This is a genomic window from Mesorhizobium kowhaii, assembly GCF_003253745.1.
GTDB classification, from domain to species: Bacteria; Pseudomonadota; Alphaproteobacteria; order Rhizobiales; family Rhizobiaceae; genus Mesorhizobium; species Mesorhizobium kowhaii.
The window spans coordinates 265,866-283,781 of record NZ_MZXV01000013.1; the positions used below are offsets into that span (position 1 = coordinate 265,866).

The following is a 17,916-nucleotide window of genomic DNA, read 5'->3' on the forward strand; positions in this document are numbered from 1 at the left end:
CGATGATCGTCAAGCCCTGTAACGCCGCATGCTCCTAAAGCGCGTCGCGTTGAACGGATTCAGGCGACGCGCTTAGGTCTTTATTTTTATGCATGTCGTTGCCCCAAAACCGAGGCGGCACACATTGGGCTCAGTCCTTGTTGCCGAAGAGTTTCTTCAGCATCGCGGCCATCGGGCCGCTTTCCGGCAGCTTGACCGCCGGCTGCTGCGGGCGAGCCTGGCGGACGTGACTTTGGCCTTTTGGGCTCTGGGCCTTCGGCGCCTTGGGCGGCGGGCGGTCATCGTCGCCGGTTGGCACGAGCTTGTCGCGCAAAGCCAGCGTCACGCGGTTCATGAAGGAATTGTCGTCGCCCTTGGCCAGCAATCCGGCGTCGTCGGCGATCGAGTCGAGCAGCACGTCCAGCCATTCGTGGTCGGCCTTGGCAAAATCGCCGAGCACATGGCCATGCACCATTTCCTTGACGCCGGGATGGCCGACGCCGATGCGCACCCGGCGATAGTCCTTGCCGACATGCTGGTCGAGCGAGCGGATGCCGTTGTGGCCGCCGGAACCACCGCCGACCTTGACCCGCAGCTTGCCGGCGGCAAGGTCGATCTCGTCATAGAAGACAGTTAGCGCCGAAGGGCCGAGCTTGTAGAAGCGCAGGGCTTCGCCAACCGATTGGCCGGACAGGTTCATGAAGGTCTGCGGCTTGATCAGGACGATCTTTTCGCCGCCAAGCGAGCCTTCAGAAATGAGACCCTGGAACTTCTTCGACCAGGGCGAAAAGGAATGGCGGCGGGCAATTGCGTCCGCCGCCATGAAACCGACATTGTGCCTGTTATTGGCGTATTTCGCGCCCGGATTGCCGAGACCTGCAAACAGCAGCATCGCCTGCTCCGGGCGTGAAAGAGTTACTTCTCTTCGGCGGCAGGCGCCGCTTCAGGGGTCGCCACTTCAGCCGTGACTTCCGTCTCCGGCTTCATCGCCGACGAGCCGGCGACCGTCGCGATGGTGAAGTCGCGGTCGGAGATGACAGGCTTCACACCGGCCGGCAGCTTGACCGCCGAGATGTGGATCGAATCGCCGATGTCGGCGCCGGTGAGATCGACGGTGATGAATTCCGGGATCGCATTGGCCGGGCAGTGGAACTCGACTTCGTGACGCACGATGTTGAGCACGCCGCCGCGCTTGATGCCGGGCGACTTGTCCTCGTTGATGAAGTGGACAGGCACGTCGACATTGACCTGGGTGTCCTTGCCGATGCGCAGGAAGTCGACATGGACAGGGAAATCCTTGACCGGGTCGAGCTGGAAGTCCTTCGGCAGGACCTGGATCTTCTTGCCGTCGACATCGATCGTGGCGATCGTGGTCAGAAACCCGCCGCCATGGATCTTGTAGTAGATGTCCTTGTAGGTGAGCGCGATAGCCAGGGGAGGCTGCTTGTCACCATAAATTACTGCAGGCACTTTACCGTTGCGGCGAACTGCACGGGCGGACCCCTTACCGACCTGTTCGCGTGCTTCGGCCTTGAGCTCGTAAGTGTCGTGGCTCATGGCATTTCCTTTCGGTTTGTTCTGGAGCGTTCGCGGCCGGCAACGTGCTTGGCCGTAAACGTCGAAAGCCGCCGGGTGAGGCGGCTTTCCGCCGCGTTGCCTCCAAGGGTGTCTACGCGGGTGGCGGCTCTATAGCGGAAGGCGGCCGGAGGTGCAAGCCAAAGGCTAGCCGCGCTTTTCGATGACGGCGTACAGCACGTTGCGGTTCTCGCCGAAGAACACCTGCGCATCGACGGCGTTGCGGTCGACGCTGGCATTGACGATGTTCCACATATCGACCTCCGATCGCAGCAGCAACACCCAGTCCATGAACGTCTCCCGGTACCCGGCGTCAGGATTGCCCTCCGCGTAGTTCGCGAACAGGAATGTCCCGTTCGGCTTCAACATCTGCAGGCAAGTCTTCGTGAGTTTTACGGCGACGTTGTGCGCAAGGTAGTCGTAAAGGCCAGAGGCGTAGATCAAGTCGAACTTGCCAAGTTTGTGGCCCCTCGTGAGCACGGTCCGCACCGAGCCGTCGATGGCCTCGACCGCGGTGCCCTGGAAGTCGCGCGCGATCAATCCAACGCTTTGAGGATCCTGGTCGAGCGCAACCCAGCGCTTGAGACGGCCCTCCGCCAAGGCGGCGGAACGATTGGCCTCCCGTAAATGGCCGGCCGCGATCGCCAGGACCTCGGTTTGCGGTCCGTTTTTGGTCGCAGTCTCATCGACATATCGGGTCAAAAGATCGCGCCGTTCCCGTGCCGCGACGCATGACGGGACGTCCTGGGTATGGGTATAGAGTGCCTTGCCGATCTCCGAGGCGTTTGCCACGGTCTCGGCCACGTGCGGATCACAATAGATGTAGTCGAGCAACTCCGCGTCGCCAGAATAGCCTCTGGGCTTGCTGAAGGACCACCGCGTGAGCGGATCCTCGAGAAAGTACTCCAGGATCGGGTGGTTCTGCACCACTGGTATCAATGCTTGCCAAACGTCGGGATGAACCTTGGAACGCGTCGCGTTGAGGTACGACATCAGCCGGCGAATGATCTCGGCGGGGTCTTTTCGTTGTTCGATTTGCTGGTGTGTCGCGTGGAGAATGAGCGCAAGCTCTACGCGGGCGTTTTCGAATTCTTCGCCATGATGCTCGAGCTTTCCTCGGCGGAGAGTGCCGGCGATCATCTTGGCAGTAATCAGGCTTTTGCCATCAAACACGGTTTGCAACCCATCACTCCATAGTTAACAGTCAGTTAACTTATTGCGTAGAATGCTCCATTTGCCAATGCCGGGTCGGGCGCATTTTAGCGGTATGATTAATTTCCCGCAAACCATGTTAGTTCGTTAGACAGCTTTCGGGTCGGATTTCGCGTTCGAGTTAACGGAAACTTGTCTTGCGCGATTGCATTTGTTTGCCCGGCGTCGCAATCGCTGTTGCGCCCCAAGGAGCCGGCCTGCGTGAGGGCAGAAGCTAGAGATGAGTTCGGAATACAGGATCCTCTTCAAACGGGGTTCGTTGTGATGGACGAACGCGTGGCATCCGTATTGGCCGAAGCGGCTGATGCGGAACCGTACGAACCGCGTTACGAACTGGCGTCCGACGAGCTTCGCAGCCTTTACCGGACGGAAGCCCAAACGACGCGAAGAGGGGAAGCCAGGCCCGGGCTTTGGATGGCCGTTGCCATCTATCTGCTGTTTTCGGCAACGGATCTGCTGCTGATTCCAGATGTGGCCGTCTATACGATCACGGCGCGCTTCGCGGTTGGACTGACTGCGCTTTTAATCCTGGAAGAGCAGCTTCGCCGGGGCGTCGGAACGGAATGGCTCGACATGACTTGCGCCGGGGCCATTATCTTTGGCTATGTCGGCTGGTTGTCCCCAGCAGTTATGGGTGCGGACAAGGAAAGCGTATCTTATTATATGGTCTTCGGCACCATCTTCATGATGAGTGCCAATCTCTTTTTCACGTTTAGATTCAAAGTATCCATTATAACTTCCACTATAATCTTATGCATATTGTATATCGTAAATTACTTTGTGCCTTCTACGCTGACATACAAGCTGGTGTTTGGAACTTTCTACATTTCTTGCTTCACATTCACCTCATATGTGAACTGGAAACTGAATGAGGAGCGCTACAACGTCTTCCTGAACGCCCTGGAAGCCAGAATTCAGCACAACGAGGCGACCGAACGAGGCAAGGCCCTGCTGAGACTGTCGCGGACCGATCCGCTTACAGGTCTGGAGAATCGGCGGGCGATCGACGAGAAGCTGCGGGATTACTGGAGCGACTGGCAACGGGTCGGCACCAGTTTTGGGGCGATCCTCATCGACGTGGACTTCTTCAAAAAGTTCAATGACTGCTACGGCCACCAAGAAGGCGACCGTTGCCTGATCCATGTCGCAAATGCCCTTAGCGAAATGATCAAGCAGTACAATGGCTCGATCGGCCGCTACGGCGGTGAAGAATTCATTGTCCTGGCTCGCGTGGAGAAAAAAGAGCAGATCTTGGATCTCGCGGAAGCCATTTGCAGCACGGTGGAGAACCTGGCGCTTACCCACGAGCTGCGGCGAGACGGTGTCTCGATTGTGACAGTGAGCGTTGGCGCTGCGTTCACCAGGACGCAGACTGGTGCCAAGCTGGAGAAGATCATCCACGAGGCCGATCGCGCGCTCTATCTGGCAAAAGCGGGTGGTCGAAATTGTGCTCGGCTGTTCGATCCGACCGATCCCCAGAGCAGCGACGAAAGTGAGAACATCGCGGCTTTGCTGAAGATCGCCATCGGTCAGAATCTCGTTTCACTCGTTTATCAACCTATCCAAGATGTCAAATCGGACCGAGTTGAAGCCGTAGAGGCTCTGATGCGCCTCAAAATGCTGGATGGCACATCGGTTCCGCCGAGCCTGTTCATTCCCGTCGCGGAACGAACCGGCGCTATCCTGGAACTCGGGCGCTGGGCGATAAGGACCGTGTGCGCTGAGCTCCTGGCGGACGACCACGTCCGTGTCGTCAGTGTCAACGTCTCTCCAATTCAGCTCAAGACACCTGGCTTCGCAACGTCTGTCGCGACTATTTTGGGCGAGACCGGCGTAGCCGGCAGCAGGCTGGCCTTCGAAATCACCGAAGGACTGGAGATGGAGATGCATTCGGACATTCTTCGCTGCATCAGCGACCTGAAGCTGCTCGGCATCAAGATATGGCTTGATGACTTTGGGACGGGCTTCGCGGGCCTTTCGTGGCTTCGTCTAATCGATTTCGATACGGTGAAGATCGACCGCTCGTTCCTTCACGACTGCGGCACCCCGAGCGGCAAGGCAATGCTCCAGGACATCATTACCCTGGTCCGAAATCGCGGCCATAAAATCCTGGTCGAAGGGGTGGAAACGGACGAGCAGATGGCCCTTATGCGCGAATTCGGCATAGACAAGGTCCAGGGCTTTCATGTCGGCCGTCCCGCTCCCGCCGTTAGTTTCCAGGCAAAGCGGACCCTCCGCAAACGCACATTCACTGTCCTCAAGTCCGCATGACGACGGTGCGGGCGGCGGCATTGCGGCTTTTGGCTTAAAGCGCGTCGCGTCGAAACGGATTCATGCGACGCGCTTTAAGTCTTTGTTTGTATGCATGTCGCTGTCTCAAAACCGGGGCCACTTTTGAGCGACATGCACTAGGCCGCTGTTTGGTCAAAAGCCGAAGTCTAACAAACTTCACCTGATCACCGCACCCGCTTCCGGCTTTCCGGCATCCGGGGCTTATCGGTCGCCGGTCAACGCGTCGCGCAGCGCCCGGATCTGCCGGTTCAGGGCATCAAGCTGTGCCAGCGTCATGCCCGAGCGCTCGATCAAGGTCTCATTCAGGCAGTTGCACTGGACAAGCAGCGCGCGCCCATCTGCGGTCAGATCGACCTGCACCTGGCGCTCGTCGACCTGGCTGCGCCGGCGGGTCACCAGCCCAGCCTGTTCCATACGCTTCACCAGCGGCGTGACGGTGCTCGATTCCAAAGCGAGCCTGTGGGCGATGGTGCCGACCGACATGCCGTCGGCCTCGCCCAGCGCATTGAGTACGAGATATTGCGGGTAGGTGATCCCCATCTCGTCCAGCATCGGCTTGTAGGTACGATTGATTGCCATGCTGGTGGCGTAGAGCGTAAAACAGAGCTGATTGTCCAATGGGAGAGGCACGGCGCATTCCTTCTTGCCGACACAGGCACCAATTCCATACCACGAAAAATGATATCGCGATACATATTTCCATTGGACAAGCGGTTCGAGCTGCGCTAGTCATATAAATATCGCGATATTGTTTATCGCGACAACAATCGAAGGAGATTGAGATGAACCAAGCCTCGCAGTCCAAGCCCGGCTCCGGCAGCGGCACGATCACCACCAAGGACGGAACGCAGATCTACTACAAGGACTGGGGAACCGGTCAGCCGATCGTCTTCCATCATGGCTGGCCATTGAGCAGCGACGACTGGGACGCCCAGATGCTGTTCTTCCTGTCCAAGGGCTACCGCGTCATTGCCCATGATCGCCGCGGCCATGGCCGCTCGACCCAGACGGATATCGGCAACGAGATGGACGCCTACGCCGCCGATGTCGCGGTACTGGCGGCGCATCTGGACCTCAAGGACGCCATCCATGTCGGCCATTCGACCGGTGGCGGTGAGGTGGCGCGTTACGTCGCCCAGTATGGCTCGGGTGGTCGTGTCGCCAAGGCAGTGCTGATCGGCGCGGTGCCGCCGATCATGCTCAAGACCCCGGCCAATCCCGGCGGCCTGCCGATCGAGGTTTTCGACGGCTTCCGCTCGGCGCAGGCAGCCAACCGCGCCCAGTTCTTCCGCGACGTTCCGGCCGGTCCGTTCTACGGTTTCAACCGTCCGGGCGCCGAAGTCTCGCAGGGGATCATCGACAATTGGTGGCGCCAGGGCATGATGGGCGGCACCAAGGCGCACTACGATTGCATCAAGGCCTTCTCCGAGACCGACTTTACCGAGGACCTGAAGGCAATCGACGTGCCGGTGCTAGTCATGCATGGCGACGACGACCAGATCGTCCCCATCGCCGACTCGGCACTGCTGACGATCAAGCTGCTGAAGAAGGGCGAGCTCAAGGTCTACAAGGGCTTCCCGCACGGCATGGCCACGACCCATGCCGACATCATCAACGCCGACCTGCTGGCCTTCTTCAAGGCCTAGGCTTTCGCTAGATAGATAAATGCACCCGCCATGTGGCGGGTGCATTTGTCTAAGGTCTTGCCGATTTCAGGCGATGCTCAAGCCGCCGTCGATCAGCATTTCCGCACCGACCATGAACGGGCATTCGTCCGAGGCCAGAAACACCACCGCATTGGCAATTTCCTCGGCGGTTCCGAAACGGCCTGCAGGCACCAGGCCGACCACCGCTTTCGCGCGGGCCTTCGCCGCTGCCGGATCCAGCCCAAGTTTGTCATTGAGCGGTGTGTCGATCGGGCCCGGGCTGATTACATTGGCGCGAATGCCGCGCCCTATCAGTTCGCCCGACAGCGTTCGCGCCAGCGAAATCATGCCAGCTTTGGCCAGCGAATAGACATGCGTTCCTGCCATTCCCATATGCGCGTTGACCGAGCCGCTGAGGATGATCGATGACGGGTTCGAAAGCAGGGGAACGAGCGCCTTGACCAGGAAGTACGGCCCCTTGAGGTCGACATCGATGCTCCTGTCGAACGCTGCCTCGGTCCAGTCGCCAAGCGGGCGCAGATCGGCTATGCCGGCGTTGAGGAAGAGAGCGTCGAGCTTGCCGAAGGTTTCCCTGATCCGCCCTGCAATGTCGCTTTGGGCGGCGGCATCTCCGGCATCGGCGGCGATGATAAGCACATCGCCGCCCAAGATGTTGCGCGCCTCCTCGAGACGGCCCGCATTGGTGCCGGTGATGGCGACGCGCGCGCCTTCCTCGATGAAACGTCGCGCCGTCACCAGGCCGATGCCGCTGGTGCCACCCGTAATCAGCGCGGCTTTGCCTTTAAGTCTGGACATAACAGATTGCCTTTCCCGACTCGGAGCGCTGCGCATCGATCGGCCGCGCTGAGCCCGTTACCGTATGTTCAACTTGAAGGCGTTCGCCGACCCAGCCTTGCCGTCAGCGCCATTTGTCGCGCGCGTTTCGAACAATAACAGGCCTTTCACCCGGCGTATGACGAAAAGAACCATTGAGGGCATGGCAGCTGCCACGCCCTCACGTCAATCCTGAACACCAGCTGATTTTAGCGGATCGCCGCCTCCACCTTCCTCGCTTCCTTCATGTTCGGCAGGAACACCGTCAGCAGGCCGAGCAGCGGCAGATACGAGCAGATCTGAAAGACGAACTCGATGCCCTTCATGTCGGCGACGACGCCGAGCACGGCGGCGGCGATGCCGCCCATGCCGAAGGCGAAGCCGAAGAAGATGCCGGCGATCATGCCGACACGTCCCGGCACCAACTCCTGCGCAAAGACGACGATGTTGGAGAAGGCCGACGACAGGATCAGGCCGATCAGCACCGTCAGCACCATCGTCCATTCGAGGTTGGCGTAGGGCAGGGCCAGCGTGAAGGGCAGCACGCCGACGATCGAGAACCAGATCATCGCTTTCTGCCCATAGCGGTCGCCAAACGGGCCGCCAAGCAGGATGCCCAGCGCCGAGGCGCCGAGGAACAGGAACAGCATGACCTGCGACATCTGCACCGAAACGCCGAACTTATGGATGGAATAGAAGGTGTAGTAGCTGGCAAGGCTGGCGATGTAGGCGTTCTTGCTCAGCACCAGCAGCGTCAGCACCGCCAATGCCCACATCACCTTGCGGCGCGGAAAGGGCGAGACGAAGCTTACCGTCTTGCGGTTGCCCTGTGCGGCGCGCAGGCGGCTGTACCAGCCACCGACCTGCCACAGCACGATGATGCCGATCAGCGAGCCGACGGCGAACCATGAGATGCTGGTCTGGCCGAACGGCACGACAATGAAGGCCGCCAGCAGCGGCCCCATGGACTGGCCGAAATTGCCGCCGACCTGGAACAGCGACTGCGCCAGGCCGAAGCGGCCGCCGGACGCGAAACGGGCGATACGCGAGGATTCCGGGTGGAAGATCGCCGAGCCGATGCCAATCAGCGAAGCGCCGATCAGAAGCAGCGCATAGTGCCCTGCATGGGCGAGCACGACCAGGCCGATCAGTGACGACGCCATGCCATAGGGCAGCGAATAGGGCATCGGCCGCTTGTCGGTGACCATGCCGATCACCGGCTGCAGCAGCGATGCGGTCACCTGGAAGGTGAAGGTCAGGAGGCCGATCTGCCAGAAGTCGAGGCCGTAATTCTCTTTCAGCAAGGGATAGATGGCCGATAGCAGCGACTGCATGATGTCGTTGATGCAATGGCAGAAGCTCACCGCCAGGATGACGGTGAAGGCCGTCGCCTGGGCTGAAGCGTGACTGGCGGTCGCTGGTGGCGCGACGCTGGCGGCTGTCGTATCGGTCAAGGTAGGCTCCGTGGTCTTTTTGGCGGGCACGCCCGCGGGCAGATTTGGCGGACGCTGCTGCAGGCCGCCTTAGGACGATTGCCTTATAAGCTGCTTGCGGGGCGACTTCTTTCGTGGTTTGGTCCAATAGTTTCGCAAGTGGGCCATTAGCTGATGCCACATGGCAGGGAAATTTTTCACGCCGGCAATGCCGATCTCGGTCAATTGCACGAAAGCCGTTGGCAATGGCTGGAGCAAGCGGTCGGCCCGGCGGTGGCGTTGCCGACCGAATATCCCGACGGTTATCATGTGCCGCAACACCGCCACAGCCGCAGCCAGCTGCTGCACGCGCTGGTCGGCGTCGTGCTGGTGACAACGCGGCATGGGCGCTGGATGGTGCCGCCCGATCACGCGATGTGGATTCCGGCCGGCACCGAGCATTCGGTCGAGATGCTGGGCGATGTCTCGATGCGTTCGGTCTATGTCATGCCGCAGGCAATTCCCGGGCTGCCGGAAGGCTTGCGCGTGGTCGGCGTTACCGACCTGATGCACAGCCTGATCGTGGAATCCGAGAAGCTGCCGCAAGGCGGTGTGCTGGAAGGACGTGGCGGGCTGATCATGAACCTCCTGCTGCATGAAATCCCGACCCTGCCGGAGCGGCCGCTCGGCCTGCCGTTCCCGTCCGATCACAGGCTGGCGGCGCTCTGCCGGCGCTTCGTGGCGGCACCTTCGCCGCATGCGACGATCGACGAGTGGGCCGATGCCGCCGGCATGAGCCGCCGTTCCTTCACCCGTGCCTTCCAGCGCCAGACCGGCCTGTCGCTGTCGACATGGCGCCAGCAGGCCTGCCTGTTCGCAGCGCTGCCGCGGCTGGCCGATGGCGAGCCGATCACCAGGGTGGCGCTCGATCTCGGCTATGACAGCGTGCCGGCCTTCATCACCATGTTCAAGCGCATGCTGGGCGCGTCACCGCGCGGTTATATGCGCGGTGCGCGCGACAGCGGCGAAGGCGTCCGTCGGCCAAGCGGTTCGCTTCGACTGGAAAGCCCATGATTTCGGCGTGGCCTTTCAACCCGCGACCGGCTCGGGCAGGCCGGTGCGGATGATCTCCTCGCCATGTGAGGTGGAAGCCGGTGGCCGGCCACGGCTATGTTGCCTTGGCGAACAGCCCATGACCCGCTTGAAGGCGGTGCTGAAGGCGCTTTCGGATTCATAACCGAGCGAGAGCGCAATGATGGAAACAGGATCGCTGGAACTCGCCAGCCTGTCGCCGGCCAAGAGCATGCGCCAGCGCGTCAGGTAGTCCATCGGCGAAGCGCCGACCATGGCCTTGAATTTCAGCGCAAAGGTCGATCGCGACATGCCGGCGCGCTCGGCCAGAGCCTGCAAGGTCCAGCCATGCGCCGGATCGTCGTGCATGGCGCCGATCGCCGCGCCGATCTGTCTGTCGGCCAGCGCAAACAGCCAGCCGACGCCGCCTCTCAAGCCCTCCGCCATATGCAGGCGCAAGGCCTCGATCAGGATCATGTGGGCGAGATGCTCGACGATGAGAAAGCCGCCCGGCCGCCGTTCGCGCAATTCCTGCATCATCCGCTCCACCGGCCAGCGCAGCGCCGAATGATTGGAGTCGCTGCGGATGTGGACGATGGGCGGCAGCATCCGCAACAGGATGCCGGCATGGTCGCCGGACAGGGCGAAGCGGCTGCTGACGAGAAGGAAATCGCCGCCACCATTGTGCGAGGTGACGCCACCGGTGCGGGCGGGGGAAAAGATGGTGCGGGCGTCGACCGGCGGCAGGTCCATATCGCTGGCAAGGCGGAAGGGCCGGCCGCGCGGCAGCAGGAAACAGTCGCCGGTCTCCAGCCGGACCGCATCCGCGACGCCGTCCACGGACAGCCAGCATTGGCCCGACACCACGGCACCGCATTTGATGGCCACCTGCTGGTCGGGGAACTGGATCGACCAGTCGCCACCGGCCTCCAGGCCGGCGGACAGGTAGTTGCGAGGCTTCAGCAGCGACAGCACGTCTGAGAGCGGATCCATGGGCATTCCGGACGATTGCGAAGATAATACGGACTTTACAGCATAGATCGTATTCCCTCAATCCCGTATCTCCTTCGGCAACGGGCTGCTCATACGGCCTTGACCAAAACAAAGGAGAAATCGCGATGCGTGTATTTGTGACCGGTGCCACCGGCTTTGTCGGTTCGGCGGCTGTGCGGGAGCTCATTGGAGCGGGCCATCAGGTGCTCGGTCTTGCTCGTTCGGATGCCGGCGCCAGGTCGATCGTCGCTGCAGGCGCCGAGGCACATCGCGGCGATATCGAGGATTTGGAAAGCCTGCGCAGCGGTGCGGCCCAATCGGATGGTGTGATCCATACCGCCTTCAATCATGACTTCTCGAAATTCGCGGCGAATTGCGAGACGGACCGACGCGCCATCGAAGCGCTCGGCGCGGAGCTCGAAGGCTCCGAGCGGCCCTTGCTGGTCACCTCCGGGCTGGCGCTGCTGACGCCGGCCGGCCGCATGGCGAGCGAGGACGACGCGCCTGTTCCTCCGTCAGCCTCCTATCCCCGCTCGTCGGAAGTGACGGCCGAAGCGCTAGCGGCGCGCGGGGTGCGTGCGTCGGCGGTGCGCCTTTCACCCTCCGTGCACGGCGACGGCGATCATGGCTTCGTTCCGATGCTGATCGGCATCGCGCGTCAAAAGGGCGTTTCGGCCTATATTGGCGACGGGATGAACCGCTGGCCGGCGGTGCATCGGCTCGACGCCGCCATGCTCTTCAGGCTGGCGCTTGAGAAAGGGGCCGGCGGAGGCCGATACCACGGCGTCGCCGACCAGGGCGTGCCGACGCGGGAGATCGCCGAGATCATCGGCCGGCGCCTGAACCTGCCGGTGGTGTCCAAAACCAGCGAGGAAGCAGCCGACCATTTCGGCTTCCTCAGCCACTTCTTTGGTCTCGACTGGCCGACGTCGAGTGAACAGACAAGACAAGTGCTGGGATGGCAGCCGAAGCAGCCGGGGTTGATTGCCGACCTCGACCGCCCCAGCTATTTCGAAGGTTGAGGCGGTTCGAGGCGAACGTGCCGCTCGCGGCTTGTTCTAGTCGAACAGGCTCGACACCGATTCCTCGGTCGCCGTGCGCGAAATGGCTTCGCCCATCAGGTCGGCGATCGAGATGACGCGGATGTTGGGAGCGTCGAGCACGCCTTGGGTCGGCTGGATGGAATCGGTGATCACCAGTTCCTGCAGCTTCGAGCCGCTGATGCGAGCGACAGCGCCGCCCGACAGGACACCGTGGGTGATGTAGGCGGTGACGCTGGTGGCGCCGTTGGCCAGCAGCGCATCGGCGGCATTGCACAGCGTGCCGCCGGAATCGACGATGTCGTCGATCAGCAGGCAATCCTTGCCGGCGACGGCGCCGATGATGTTCATGACTTCCGATTCGCCCGGACGCTCGCGGCGCTTGTCGACGATGGCCAGCTGGGCGTCGAAGCGCTTGGCCAGCGCACGGGCGCGCACCACGCCGCCGATGTCGGGCGATACCACCACGACATTGCCGAGCTGCTTGTATTTCGCCTTCACGTCGCGGGCCATAACCGGCACCGAAAACAGATTGTCGGTCGGGATGTCGAAAAAGCCCTGGATCTGGCCAGCATGCAGGTCGAGCGTCAAAACGCGGTCGACGCCGGCGCGGGTGATCATGTTGGCGACCAACTTGGCCGAGATCGGTGTGCGGCCGGAGGCGCGGCGGTCCTGCCTGGCGTAGCCGAAATAGGGAATCACCGCCGTGATGCGCTTGGCCGACGAGCGCATGAAGGCATCGATCATGATGAGCAGTTCCATCAGGTGATCGTTGGTCGGGAATGAGGTCGACTGCAGGATGAAGACATCCTCGCCGCGCACATTTTCCTGGATTTCGACGAAGATTTCCTGGTCGGCGAAGCGTCTGACACTGGCCTTGCCCAGCGGGATGTTGAGATAGCGGGCGACCGCTTCGGCCAGCACCCTGTTGGAATTGCCCGCGAAGAGTTTCATGCACCGTTCCTGGTGGAGGATAGAGAGGCCAGACAGACTCTCCTGCGCCCTTTAACCGGGCTTTTAGCGGCCCGCGCCGGTATTGCAAGCGCCGAGATCGGGAATCCGCCGGCTAATCTCAAGAAAGCCTCGCGCCATCGCCAGCGAGCAACACCTCAGCCCGCCTTGCCGCCAAGCCACGCCGCGAACTGATCGATGGTCTGGTCGGCGATTGCCTGCATGGTGGCCGGCGAGACCGCCTTCCAGCTGTCGCCGCCATTGACCGACGGCGCCTTCAGCTGGCCGTTGATGCGGTGCAGCCGGTTGCCGGCCGGGTCGTAGACATCCCAGACATAGATGACGGTGGTGTCCTTGCCTTCCGACATCGCCGAGAAATAACCCTTGAGCACATGGGTCGCGGTCTGGTCGGCGCTGCCGGCAAGCGTGATGCCGCGCTGCCTGGCGCGCGTCTGCAGTTCCGCCGTCAGCGGCGTCGCGGCTTCCACCGAAGCACCGACGATCGGCGCGATCTGCAAACGGGTCTTCGACAGGATGGCAGCGCTTTGGGCTGGCGTGACCGGAGTGGTGGCGGTTGCGGGAGCGCTCGTAATGGTCGTGGCGGGGTCGGCGGGCGACGGGGCAGGGACGGCGCCCTGGGTGGCTGGCGTCGACGGCGTCGAGGTCGCCGGCGGGGTGATCGCAGACGGTTCGAGAACGTCCTTTGCATTGGTGCAGGCGGCAAGAGCCAATGCCACAAGCAATGACACGGTCGTCACATGCGATCGTCTCATTTGCCTTCTAACTCCTTGGCGAAGAACGCCTCCCATTGTGGATTCACTGTACGATCAAGTCGAGATCATGGCGGGATAGCGGCTTCGGCTGGGATTCGGTGGTCAGGTAGGTGCGGCCAAGCGTCATTGCCGTCTCGGTGTCGGAATCCATGATGATCATGTGGGCGAACAGCGTCATGTTCGGCGCAATGGGCTCGGGATTGCCCTGATAGAACATCGGCATGTCCATCCAGGACGGCGTGAAGCGGGCGCCGACCGAATAGCCACAAGCGTTCAGCCGGTGCTTGGTCAGGCCGTGTGCCTCCATGGTGCGGGCATGGGCGTCGAACACGTCGCCAAAGCTGTTGCCCGGCGTCATTGCCTTCTCGACGGCCAGAAGTGCTGCGCGGGCGGCGTCGAACAGCTCCTGATGGCGCTTCGAGACCTTGCCGGTGAGCACCGTGCGCATCATCGGCGCATGGTAGTGGTTGAAGACGCCGGCCCATTCGAGCGTCAGCTGGTCGTTCTTAGTGAGCTTGCGTCGGCCGGACTTGTAGCGGCACAGCAGCGCATCGACGCCGGAGCCGATGATGAACTCGTTGGCCGGATAGTCGCCGCCGCCGGCAAAGATCGCGCCCTGCATGGCTGCCAGGATCAGCGCTTCGTCGCCGCCTTGCTTGATCAGCGGCAAGGCCGCGTCGAGCGCGTCGTCGGAGAGATTGGCGGCCTTCTCGGCCCTGGCGATTTCGGCCGGGCTCTTGAACAGGCGCAGCCGGCCGACGATGCCGGACGCGTCGGCGATCTGGCCAAAGGTCTGCAGCTGTTCGTCCAGCCGCCGGCCATTGTAGGCGGTCAGCCCGTGGGTGTCGTATTCGACGCCTATGCGGGCGCCGAGCAGGTCGAGCTCGTTGAGCAGGTTGCGCAGGTCGACCGCCGGATTGGCGCCATTGCGGTCGGTCCACAAGACGATGTCGTCGATGATCGAGGTCTGGCGCGCCTGGCGCAGGTCGGCCGAGCGGGTCAACAGCACCATCGAACCGTCGGCCTTCACCGCCAGGCACTGGAAGAAGCAGAAGCCGAACGTGTCGTAGCCGGTCAGCCAGTACATGCTTTCCTGCGCGAACAGCAGGATGGCGTCGAGCTTCTTCTCGGCCATCTCGATCATCAGCCGGTCGCGCCGCGCATCAAATTCCGAACGTTCAAAATGCAGCGCCATTATTGCCTCTCCAAAACAATTGCCGAAACCTGCCGGCCGTAATCAGGCTCCTTGCGGTGCGTGGTGCGCCGGTAGGAGTAAAACAGATCTTCCTCGGCATAGGTGCAGCGGCCGAGGCCCTCGGCCGTCACGCCGGCCTTGGCCAGCCGGTCGACCGTGTAGCGGTTGAGGTCGAACATCGCATGGCCGGCGTTGGCGGAGGGGGCGAAATAGAGGATGTTTTCAGCGTCGGCCTCGACGAAGCGGGCGACGAATTCCGGCCCGACCTCATAGTTTTCAGGGCCGATCGAGGGGCCGAGCACGGCAACGATGTTTTTGCGGTTGGCGCCAAGGCCTTCCATGGCGAGGATGGTGTTTTCCAGCACGCCGGTGAAGGCGCCTTTCCAGCCGGCGTGTGCGGCACCGATGATGCGCGCCTGCGCATCCGCGAACAGCACCGGGCCGCAATCGGCGGTCGAGGCGCCGATGGCGATGCCCGGCCGGTCGGTGACGATGGCATCAGCCTTTGGCCGCTCGCCGGTAAAGGGTTCGCTCACGATGGTGACATCGGGCGAATGGATCTGCCAGGCGGTCAGCAGATGGCTTGCCGGCACGCCCATCCAGGCAGCGACGCGGCTGCGGTTCTCGGCGACCAGCGCCTGGTCGTCATTCGATCCGGTGCCGATGTTGAGGCCCTGGTAGATGCCGCTGGAAACTCCGCCAACGCGGGTGAAATAGCCGTGGCGGATCCCTTGCGCCTGCGCCTTGTCCAGCAGGGGCGACCGAACGGGATCCGGTTTGGTCTGATTCAGCATGCGGGCGTTGTTGTCCGTGTGGGCGGTTTCGTCAAGAAGAAGTGCTTTGTCGACAAGAAGGCGGGGCAGAGTTCGGCCGGCGGTCCGAACGCTCCTTGCCGGACGGGAGATTGGGAGGGGTAGCAGTGAAAAGTCAATCCGCCGTGGCAAAAGGCCGGACGGCCACGCCGCGCGGCAGCACGGCAAGCACCTTGAACAACTCGCCCATGGCTTGCGCGCCGGCGAGACGCTCGACATCGTCGGCGATCTTGTCGCGCACTGCCTGGTCGGCATCGGCGCCGAGCCGGCCGGCACGCTCGAGAATGCCCATGTCGAGAAGGAAGTCGCCCTGCGTCGACAGATGGGCGTCGAGGCCATGCGCGCGAACGGTTGCGGCAAGGGCGGCGAAATCGACATGGGTCGTCAGGTCGGCCTCGCCGGGATTGGCCAGCACATCTTCGTGATCGTGCCTGCGCAAGGCCTGCAGCGTGTCGCCAACACCTGGCTGGAGATGGCCGTAGTCGATGAACAGGCCGGCGCCGCCATGCCTGGCTATGCGTTCGGCAATCGCCGCCATCAGGGCTGCTCGTGCCGGCGCGACCTCGACGATCGCACCCTGCGGTGCGTCGGTGGCGTCATCAGGCAGCAGCGTCGGGTCGACCGAACCGGCGCCGGCGAAGAAGCGCAGCTCGTTGGTCTCGTCAAGGCCGACCATGCGCTCGCGCCAGCCGGCGCCGGCGCGGACGAACTGGCGGATGGGCACAGCGTCGAACAATTCGTTGCCGACGATGAAAAGCGGCTGCCGCGGCAGTGTGTCGATGGTTTCGTGCCAACCGATCGCCAAGGGCGTCGCGCCAAGCGTCTGCTGCTGGACCTGTGTCAGGCGTGGGCTGGTCTCGATCATGGCGAAGGTGGCGCCATTGGCCAGATCAGGATCAAGCCGCGACAGCGTGCGCAGCATGTCCTTCATCAGCGTGCCGCGGCCGGGACCGATCTCGGCGATGGTGGCCGGCAGCGGCTGGTCGCCTGCCAGCCAGGCCTGGTAGAGCCAGACGGCGACGAGTTCGCCGAACATCTGGCTGATCTCGGGCGCAGTGATGAAGTCGCCGGCCGCGCCGAAGGGCTCACGCGTCGTGTAGTAGCCGTCCTCGGGGTCGAACAGACACAGCGCCATGTATTCGTTGACCGGAAGCGGGCCCAACGCCTCGATCAGGTCGACGATACGGGTCTTCAGTCGTGTCATGCCGGCTGCGATTGTGGCACCGGTTTGGCGGTCATCACCGCCCAGATGCCGGCCAGCACCATCGGCGACGACAGGATCATGCCCATGGTCAACCAGTTGGTGCCGAGGAGATAGCCGAGCTGCTGGTCGGGCTCGCGGAAGAACTCGACGAAGATGCGCGACAGGCCATAGCCGCAGATGAAGGCGCCGCCGACGAAGCGCGGCGTCTTCAGCTTGAGGCGCGAATGGGTGAGAATGCGCAGGACCAGGAACAGCACCAAACCTTCGAGCAGGGCCTCGTAGAGCTGGCTCGGATGGCGGGCAAACGGCCCGCCATTGGGGAACTCGATCGCCCACGGCACATCGGTGGGGCGCCCCCAGAGCTCGGAATTGATGAAGTTGGCGACGCGCACCAGGCCGAGGCCGACCGGCACGCCGGCGGCCACAACGTCGAACAGCGACCAGGTGCGGATGCCGCGCTTGATGGAAAACAGCGTCATGGCGAGGATGACGCCGAGCAGGCCGCCATGGAACGACATGCCGCCTTGCCAGACCGCGAAGATATCGAGCGGGTGGGCGATATAGCGCGGCAGGTCGTAAAACAGCACGTAGCCGGTGCGGCCGCCGAGCACGACGCCGATGGCCGCCCAGACGATGAAGTCGTCGAGGTCCTCCGGCTTCATCGGCAGGACGCCGTTCGGCCAAAGCTTCGCGTTAGAGGCAAGCCGCTTGGCGTACCACCAGGCAAACAGGATGCCGACGATGTAGCCGACGCCGTACCAATGCACCGCCAGCGGCCCAATCTGGATGAGGATCGGGTTGATGTTGGGGAAGGGCAAGGAGGCCAGCGGCAGCAGGAAATAGTCGTTCAACGGGGAACTCTCGGTTGCGATCGCGTTTGGGCGCGGACCATGCGGCAGGGTTTTGGCAGGGTCAAGGCAAGTCGGT

The 17,916-nt window shown here is 62.3% G+C and carries 17 protein-coding genes; 4 read left to right on the plus strand and 13 right to left on the minus strand.

The window, feature by feature from the left end; genetic code table 11:
* Nucleotides 1-130: 130 nt before the first annotated feature.
* From pth to B5V02_RS03695, 3 genes are all read right to left on the minus strand, one after another.
* Nucleotides 131-871, minus strand: coding sequence for an aminoacyl-tRNA hydrolase (gene pth / locus B5V02_RS03685; RefSeq protein WP_111542874.1), 741 nt, complete (start codon nucleotides 869-871; stop codon nucleotides 131-133).
* 23 nt (nucleotides 872-894) lie between these two features.
* Nucleotides 895-1,536, minus strand: a complete 642-nt coding sequence (locus B5V02_RS03690) for a 50S ribosomal protein L25/general stress protein Ctc (RefSeq protein WP_111542875.1) — start codon at nucleotides 1,534-1,536, stop codon at nucleotides 895-897.
* 165 nt (nucleotides 1,537-1,701) lie between these two features.
* Nucleotides 1,702-2,736 carry a class I SAM-dependent methyltransferase gene (locus B5V02_RS03695; RefSeq protein ID WP_111542876.1) on the minus strand — a complete coding sequence of 345 codons (1,035 nt, stop codon included), beginning with the start codon at nucleotides 2,734-2,736 and terminating at the stop codon, nucleotides 1,702-1,704.
* A gap of 306 nt (nucleotides 2,737-3,042) precedes the next feature.
* Here B5V02_RS03695 and B5V02_RS03700 point away from each other — a divergent pair, with 306 nt between their 5' ends.
* Entirely contained in the window at nucleotides 3,043-5,037 is a 1,995-nt protein-coding gene (locus tag B5V02_RS03700) for a putative bifunctional diguanylate cyclase/phosphodiesterase (RefSeq protein WP_378917703.1), read from the plus strand.
* Nucleotides 5,038-5,259: 222 nt separating this feature from the next.
* On the opposite strand, the gene B5V02_RS03705 is transcribed toward B5V02_RS03700, so the two are convergent.
* On the minus strand, nucleotides 5,260-5,688 hold the full coding sequence (locus B5V02_RS03705; protein ID WP_111542877.1) for a MarR family winged helix-turn-helix transcriptional regulator: 429 nt from the start codon (nucleotides 5,686-5,688) through the stop codon (nucleotides 5,260-5,262).
* A gap of 152 nt (nucleotides 5,689-5,840) precedes the next feature.
* On the opposite strand from B5V02_RS03705, the gene B5V02_RS03710 reads away from it, so the two are divergent.
* Complete coding sequence (locus B5V02_RS03710; RefSeq protein WP_111542878.1) at nucleotides 5,841-6,704, plus strand: alpha/beta fold hydrolase; 864 nt, start codon at nucleotides 5,841-5,843, stop codon at nucleotides 6,702-6,704.
* 66 nt (nucleotides 6,705-6,770) lie between these two features.
* Here B5V02_RS03710 and B5V02_RS03715 read toward each other — a convergent pair whose 3' ends face one another.
* Together B5V02_RS03715 and B5V02_RS03720 are read right to left on the minus strand one after the other, a co-directional pair.
* Nucleotides 6,771-7,520 (minus strand): SDR family oxidoreductase, encoded by a 750-nt coding sequence (locus B5V02_RS03715; protein ID WP_111542879.1) that lies wholly within the window; start codon nucleotides 7,518-7,520, stop codon nucleotides 6,771-6,773.
* Between the two features lie 227 nt (nucleotides 7,521-7,747).
* Nucleotides 7,748-8,992 carry an MFS transporter gene (locus B5V02_RS03720; protein ID WP_167458358.1) on the minus strand — a complete coding sequence of 415 codons (1,245 nt, stop codon included), beginning with the start codon at nucleotides 8,990-8,992 and terminating at the stop codon, nucleotides 7,748-7,750.
* 153 nt (nucleotides 8,993-9,145) lie between these two features.
* On the opposite strand from B5V02_RS03720, the gene B5V02_RS03725 reads away from it, so the two are divergent.
* Complete coding sequence (locus tag B5V02_RS03725; RefSeq protein WP_111542881.1) at nucleotides 9,146-10,024, plus strand: AraC family transcriptional regulator; 879 nt, start codon at nucleotides 9,146-9,148, stop codon at nucleotides 10,022-10,024.
* 15 nt (nucleotides 10,025-10,039) lie between these two features.
* Here B5V02_RS03725 and B5V02_RS03730 read toward each other — a convergent pair whose 3' ends face one another.
* Nucleotides 10,040-11,014 (minus strand): AraC family transcriptional regulator, encoded by a 975-nt coding sequence (locus B5V02_RS03730; protein ID WP_111542882.1) that lies wholly within the window; start codon nucleotides 11,012-11,014, stop codon nucleotides 10,040-10,042.
* A gap of 125 nt (nucleotides 11,015-11,139) precedes the next feature.
* Here B5V02_RS03730 and B5V02_RS03735 point away from each other — a divergent pair, with 125 nt between their 5' ends.
* Nucleotides 11,140-12,036 carry an SDR family oxidoreductase gene (locus B5V02_RS03735; protein ID WP_111542883.1) on the plus strand — a complete coding sequence of 299 codons (897 nt, stop codon included), beginning with the start codon at nucleotides 11,140-11,142 and terminating at the stop codon, nucleotides 12,034-12,036.
* 36 nt (nucleotides 12,037-12,072) lie between these two features.
* Here the strand turns inward: B5V02_RS03735 and B5V02_RS03740 are convergent, their stop codons facing one another.
* From B5V02_RS03740 to lgt, 6 genes are all read right to left on the minus strand, one after another.
* Nucleotides 12,073-13,008, minus strand: a complete 936-nt coding sequence (locus B5V02_RS03740) for a ribose-phosphate pyrophosphokinase (RefSeq protein WP_019860650.1) — start codon at nucleotides 13,006-13,008, stop codon at nucleotides 12,073-12,075.
* Nucleotides 13,009-13,163: 155 nt separating this feature from the next.
* The gene (locus B5V02_RS03745; RefSeq protein WP_111542884.1) at nucleotides 13,164-13,778 is read right to left on the minus strand and encodes a hypothetical protein; all 615 of its coding nucleotides are present in this window, start codon (nucleotides 13,776-13,778) and stop codon (nucleotides 13,164-13,166) included.
* A 43-nt stretch (nucleotides 13,779-13,821) separates the two neighbouring features.
* On the minus strand, nucleotides 13,822-14,973 hold the full coding sequence (locus tag B5V02_RS03750; RefSeq protein ID WP_111542885.1) for a M24 family metallopeptidase: 1,152 nt from the start codon (nucleotides 14,971-14,973) through the stop codon (nucleotides 13,822-13,824).
* Entirely contained in the window at nucleotides 14,973-15,767 is a 795-nt protein-coding gene (gene pgeF, locus B5V02_RS03755; RefSeq protein ID WP_111542886.1) for a peptidoglycan editing factor PgeF, read from the minus strand. Before pgeF ends, B5V02_RS03750 begins: the two co-directional genes overlap by 1 nt.
* 133 nt (nucleotides 15,768-15,900) lie before the next feature.
* Nucleotides 15,901-16,989, minus strand: coding sequence for a class I SAM-dependent methyltransferase (locus B5V02_RS03760; RefSeq protein ID WP_111542887.1), 1,089 nt, complete (start codon nucleotides 16,987-16,989; stop codon nucleotides 15,901-15,903).
* Nucleotides 16,986-17,840, minus strand: coding sequence for a prolipoprotein diacylglyceryl transferase (lgt, locus tag B5V02_RS03765; protein ID WP_111542888.1), 855 nt, complete (start codon nucleotides 17,838-17,840; stop codon nucleotides 16,986-16,988). Before lgt ends, B5V02_RS03760 begins: the two co-directional genes overlap by 4 nt.
* Nucleotides 17,841-17,916 lie beyond the last annotated feature (76 nt).

Bases quoted from the DNA above. Each gene is read 5' to 3' on its own strand.
- pgeF (WP_111542886.1), bottom strand. From the start codon at position 15,767: ATGCTGAATCAGACCAAACCGGATCCCGTTCGGTCGCCCCTGCTGGAC.
- B5V02_RS03730 (WP_111542882.1), bottom strand. From the start codon at position 11,014: ATGGATCCGCTCTCAGACGTGCTGTCGCTGCTGAAGCCTCGCAACTAC.
- B5V02_RS03750 (WP_111542885.1), bottom strand. From the start codon at position 14,973: ATGGCGCTGCATTTTGAACGTTCGGAATTTGATGCGCGGCGCGACCGG.
- B5V02_RS03745 (WP_111542884.1), bottom strand. From the start codon at position 13,778: ATGAGACGATCGCATGTGACGACCGTGTCATTGCTTGTGGCATTGGCT.
- B5V02_RS03740 (WP_019860650.1), bottom strand. From the start codon at position 13,008: ATGAAACTCTTCGCGGGCAATTCCAACAGGGTGCTGGCCGAAGCGGTC.
- B5V02_RS03735 (WP_111542883.1), top strand. From the start codon at position 11,140: ATGCGTGTATTTGTGACCGGTGCCACCGGCTTTGTCGGTTCGGCGGCT.
- B5V02_RS03710 (WP_111542878.1), top strand. From the start codon at position 5,841: ATGAACCAAGCCTCGCAGTCCAAGCCCGGCTCCGGCAGCGGCACGATC.
- B5V02_RS03760 (WP_111542887.1), bottom strand. From the start codon at position 16,989: ATGACACGACTGAAGACCCGTATCGTCGACCTGATCGAGGCGTTGGGC.
- B5V02_RS03690 (WP_111542875.1), bottom strand. From the start codon at position 1,536: ATGAGCCACGACACTTACGAGCTCAAGGCCGAAGCACGCGAACAGGTC.
- B5V02_RS03715 (WP_111542879.1), bottom strand. From the start codon at position 7,520: ATGTCCAGACTTAAAGGCAAAGCCGCGCTGATTACGGGTGGCACCAGC.
- pth (WP_111542874.1), bottom strand. From the start codon at position 871: ATGCTGCTGTTTGCAGGTCTCGGCAATCCGGGCGCGAAATACGCCAAT.
- B5V02_RS03725 (WP_111542881.1), top strand. From the start codon at position 9,146: ATGCCACATGGCAGGGAAATTTTTCACGCCGGCAATGCCGATCTCGGT.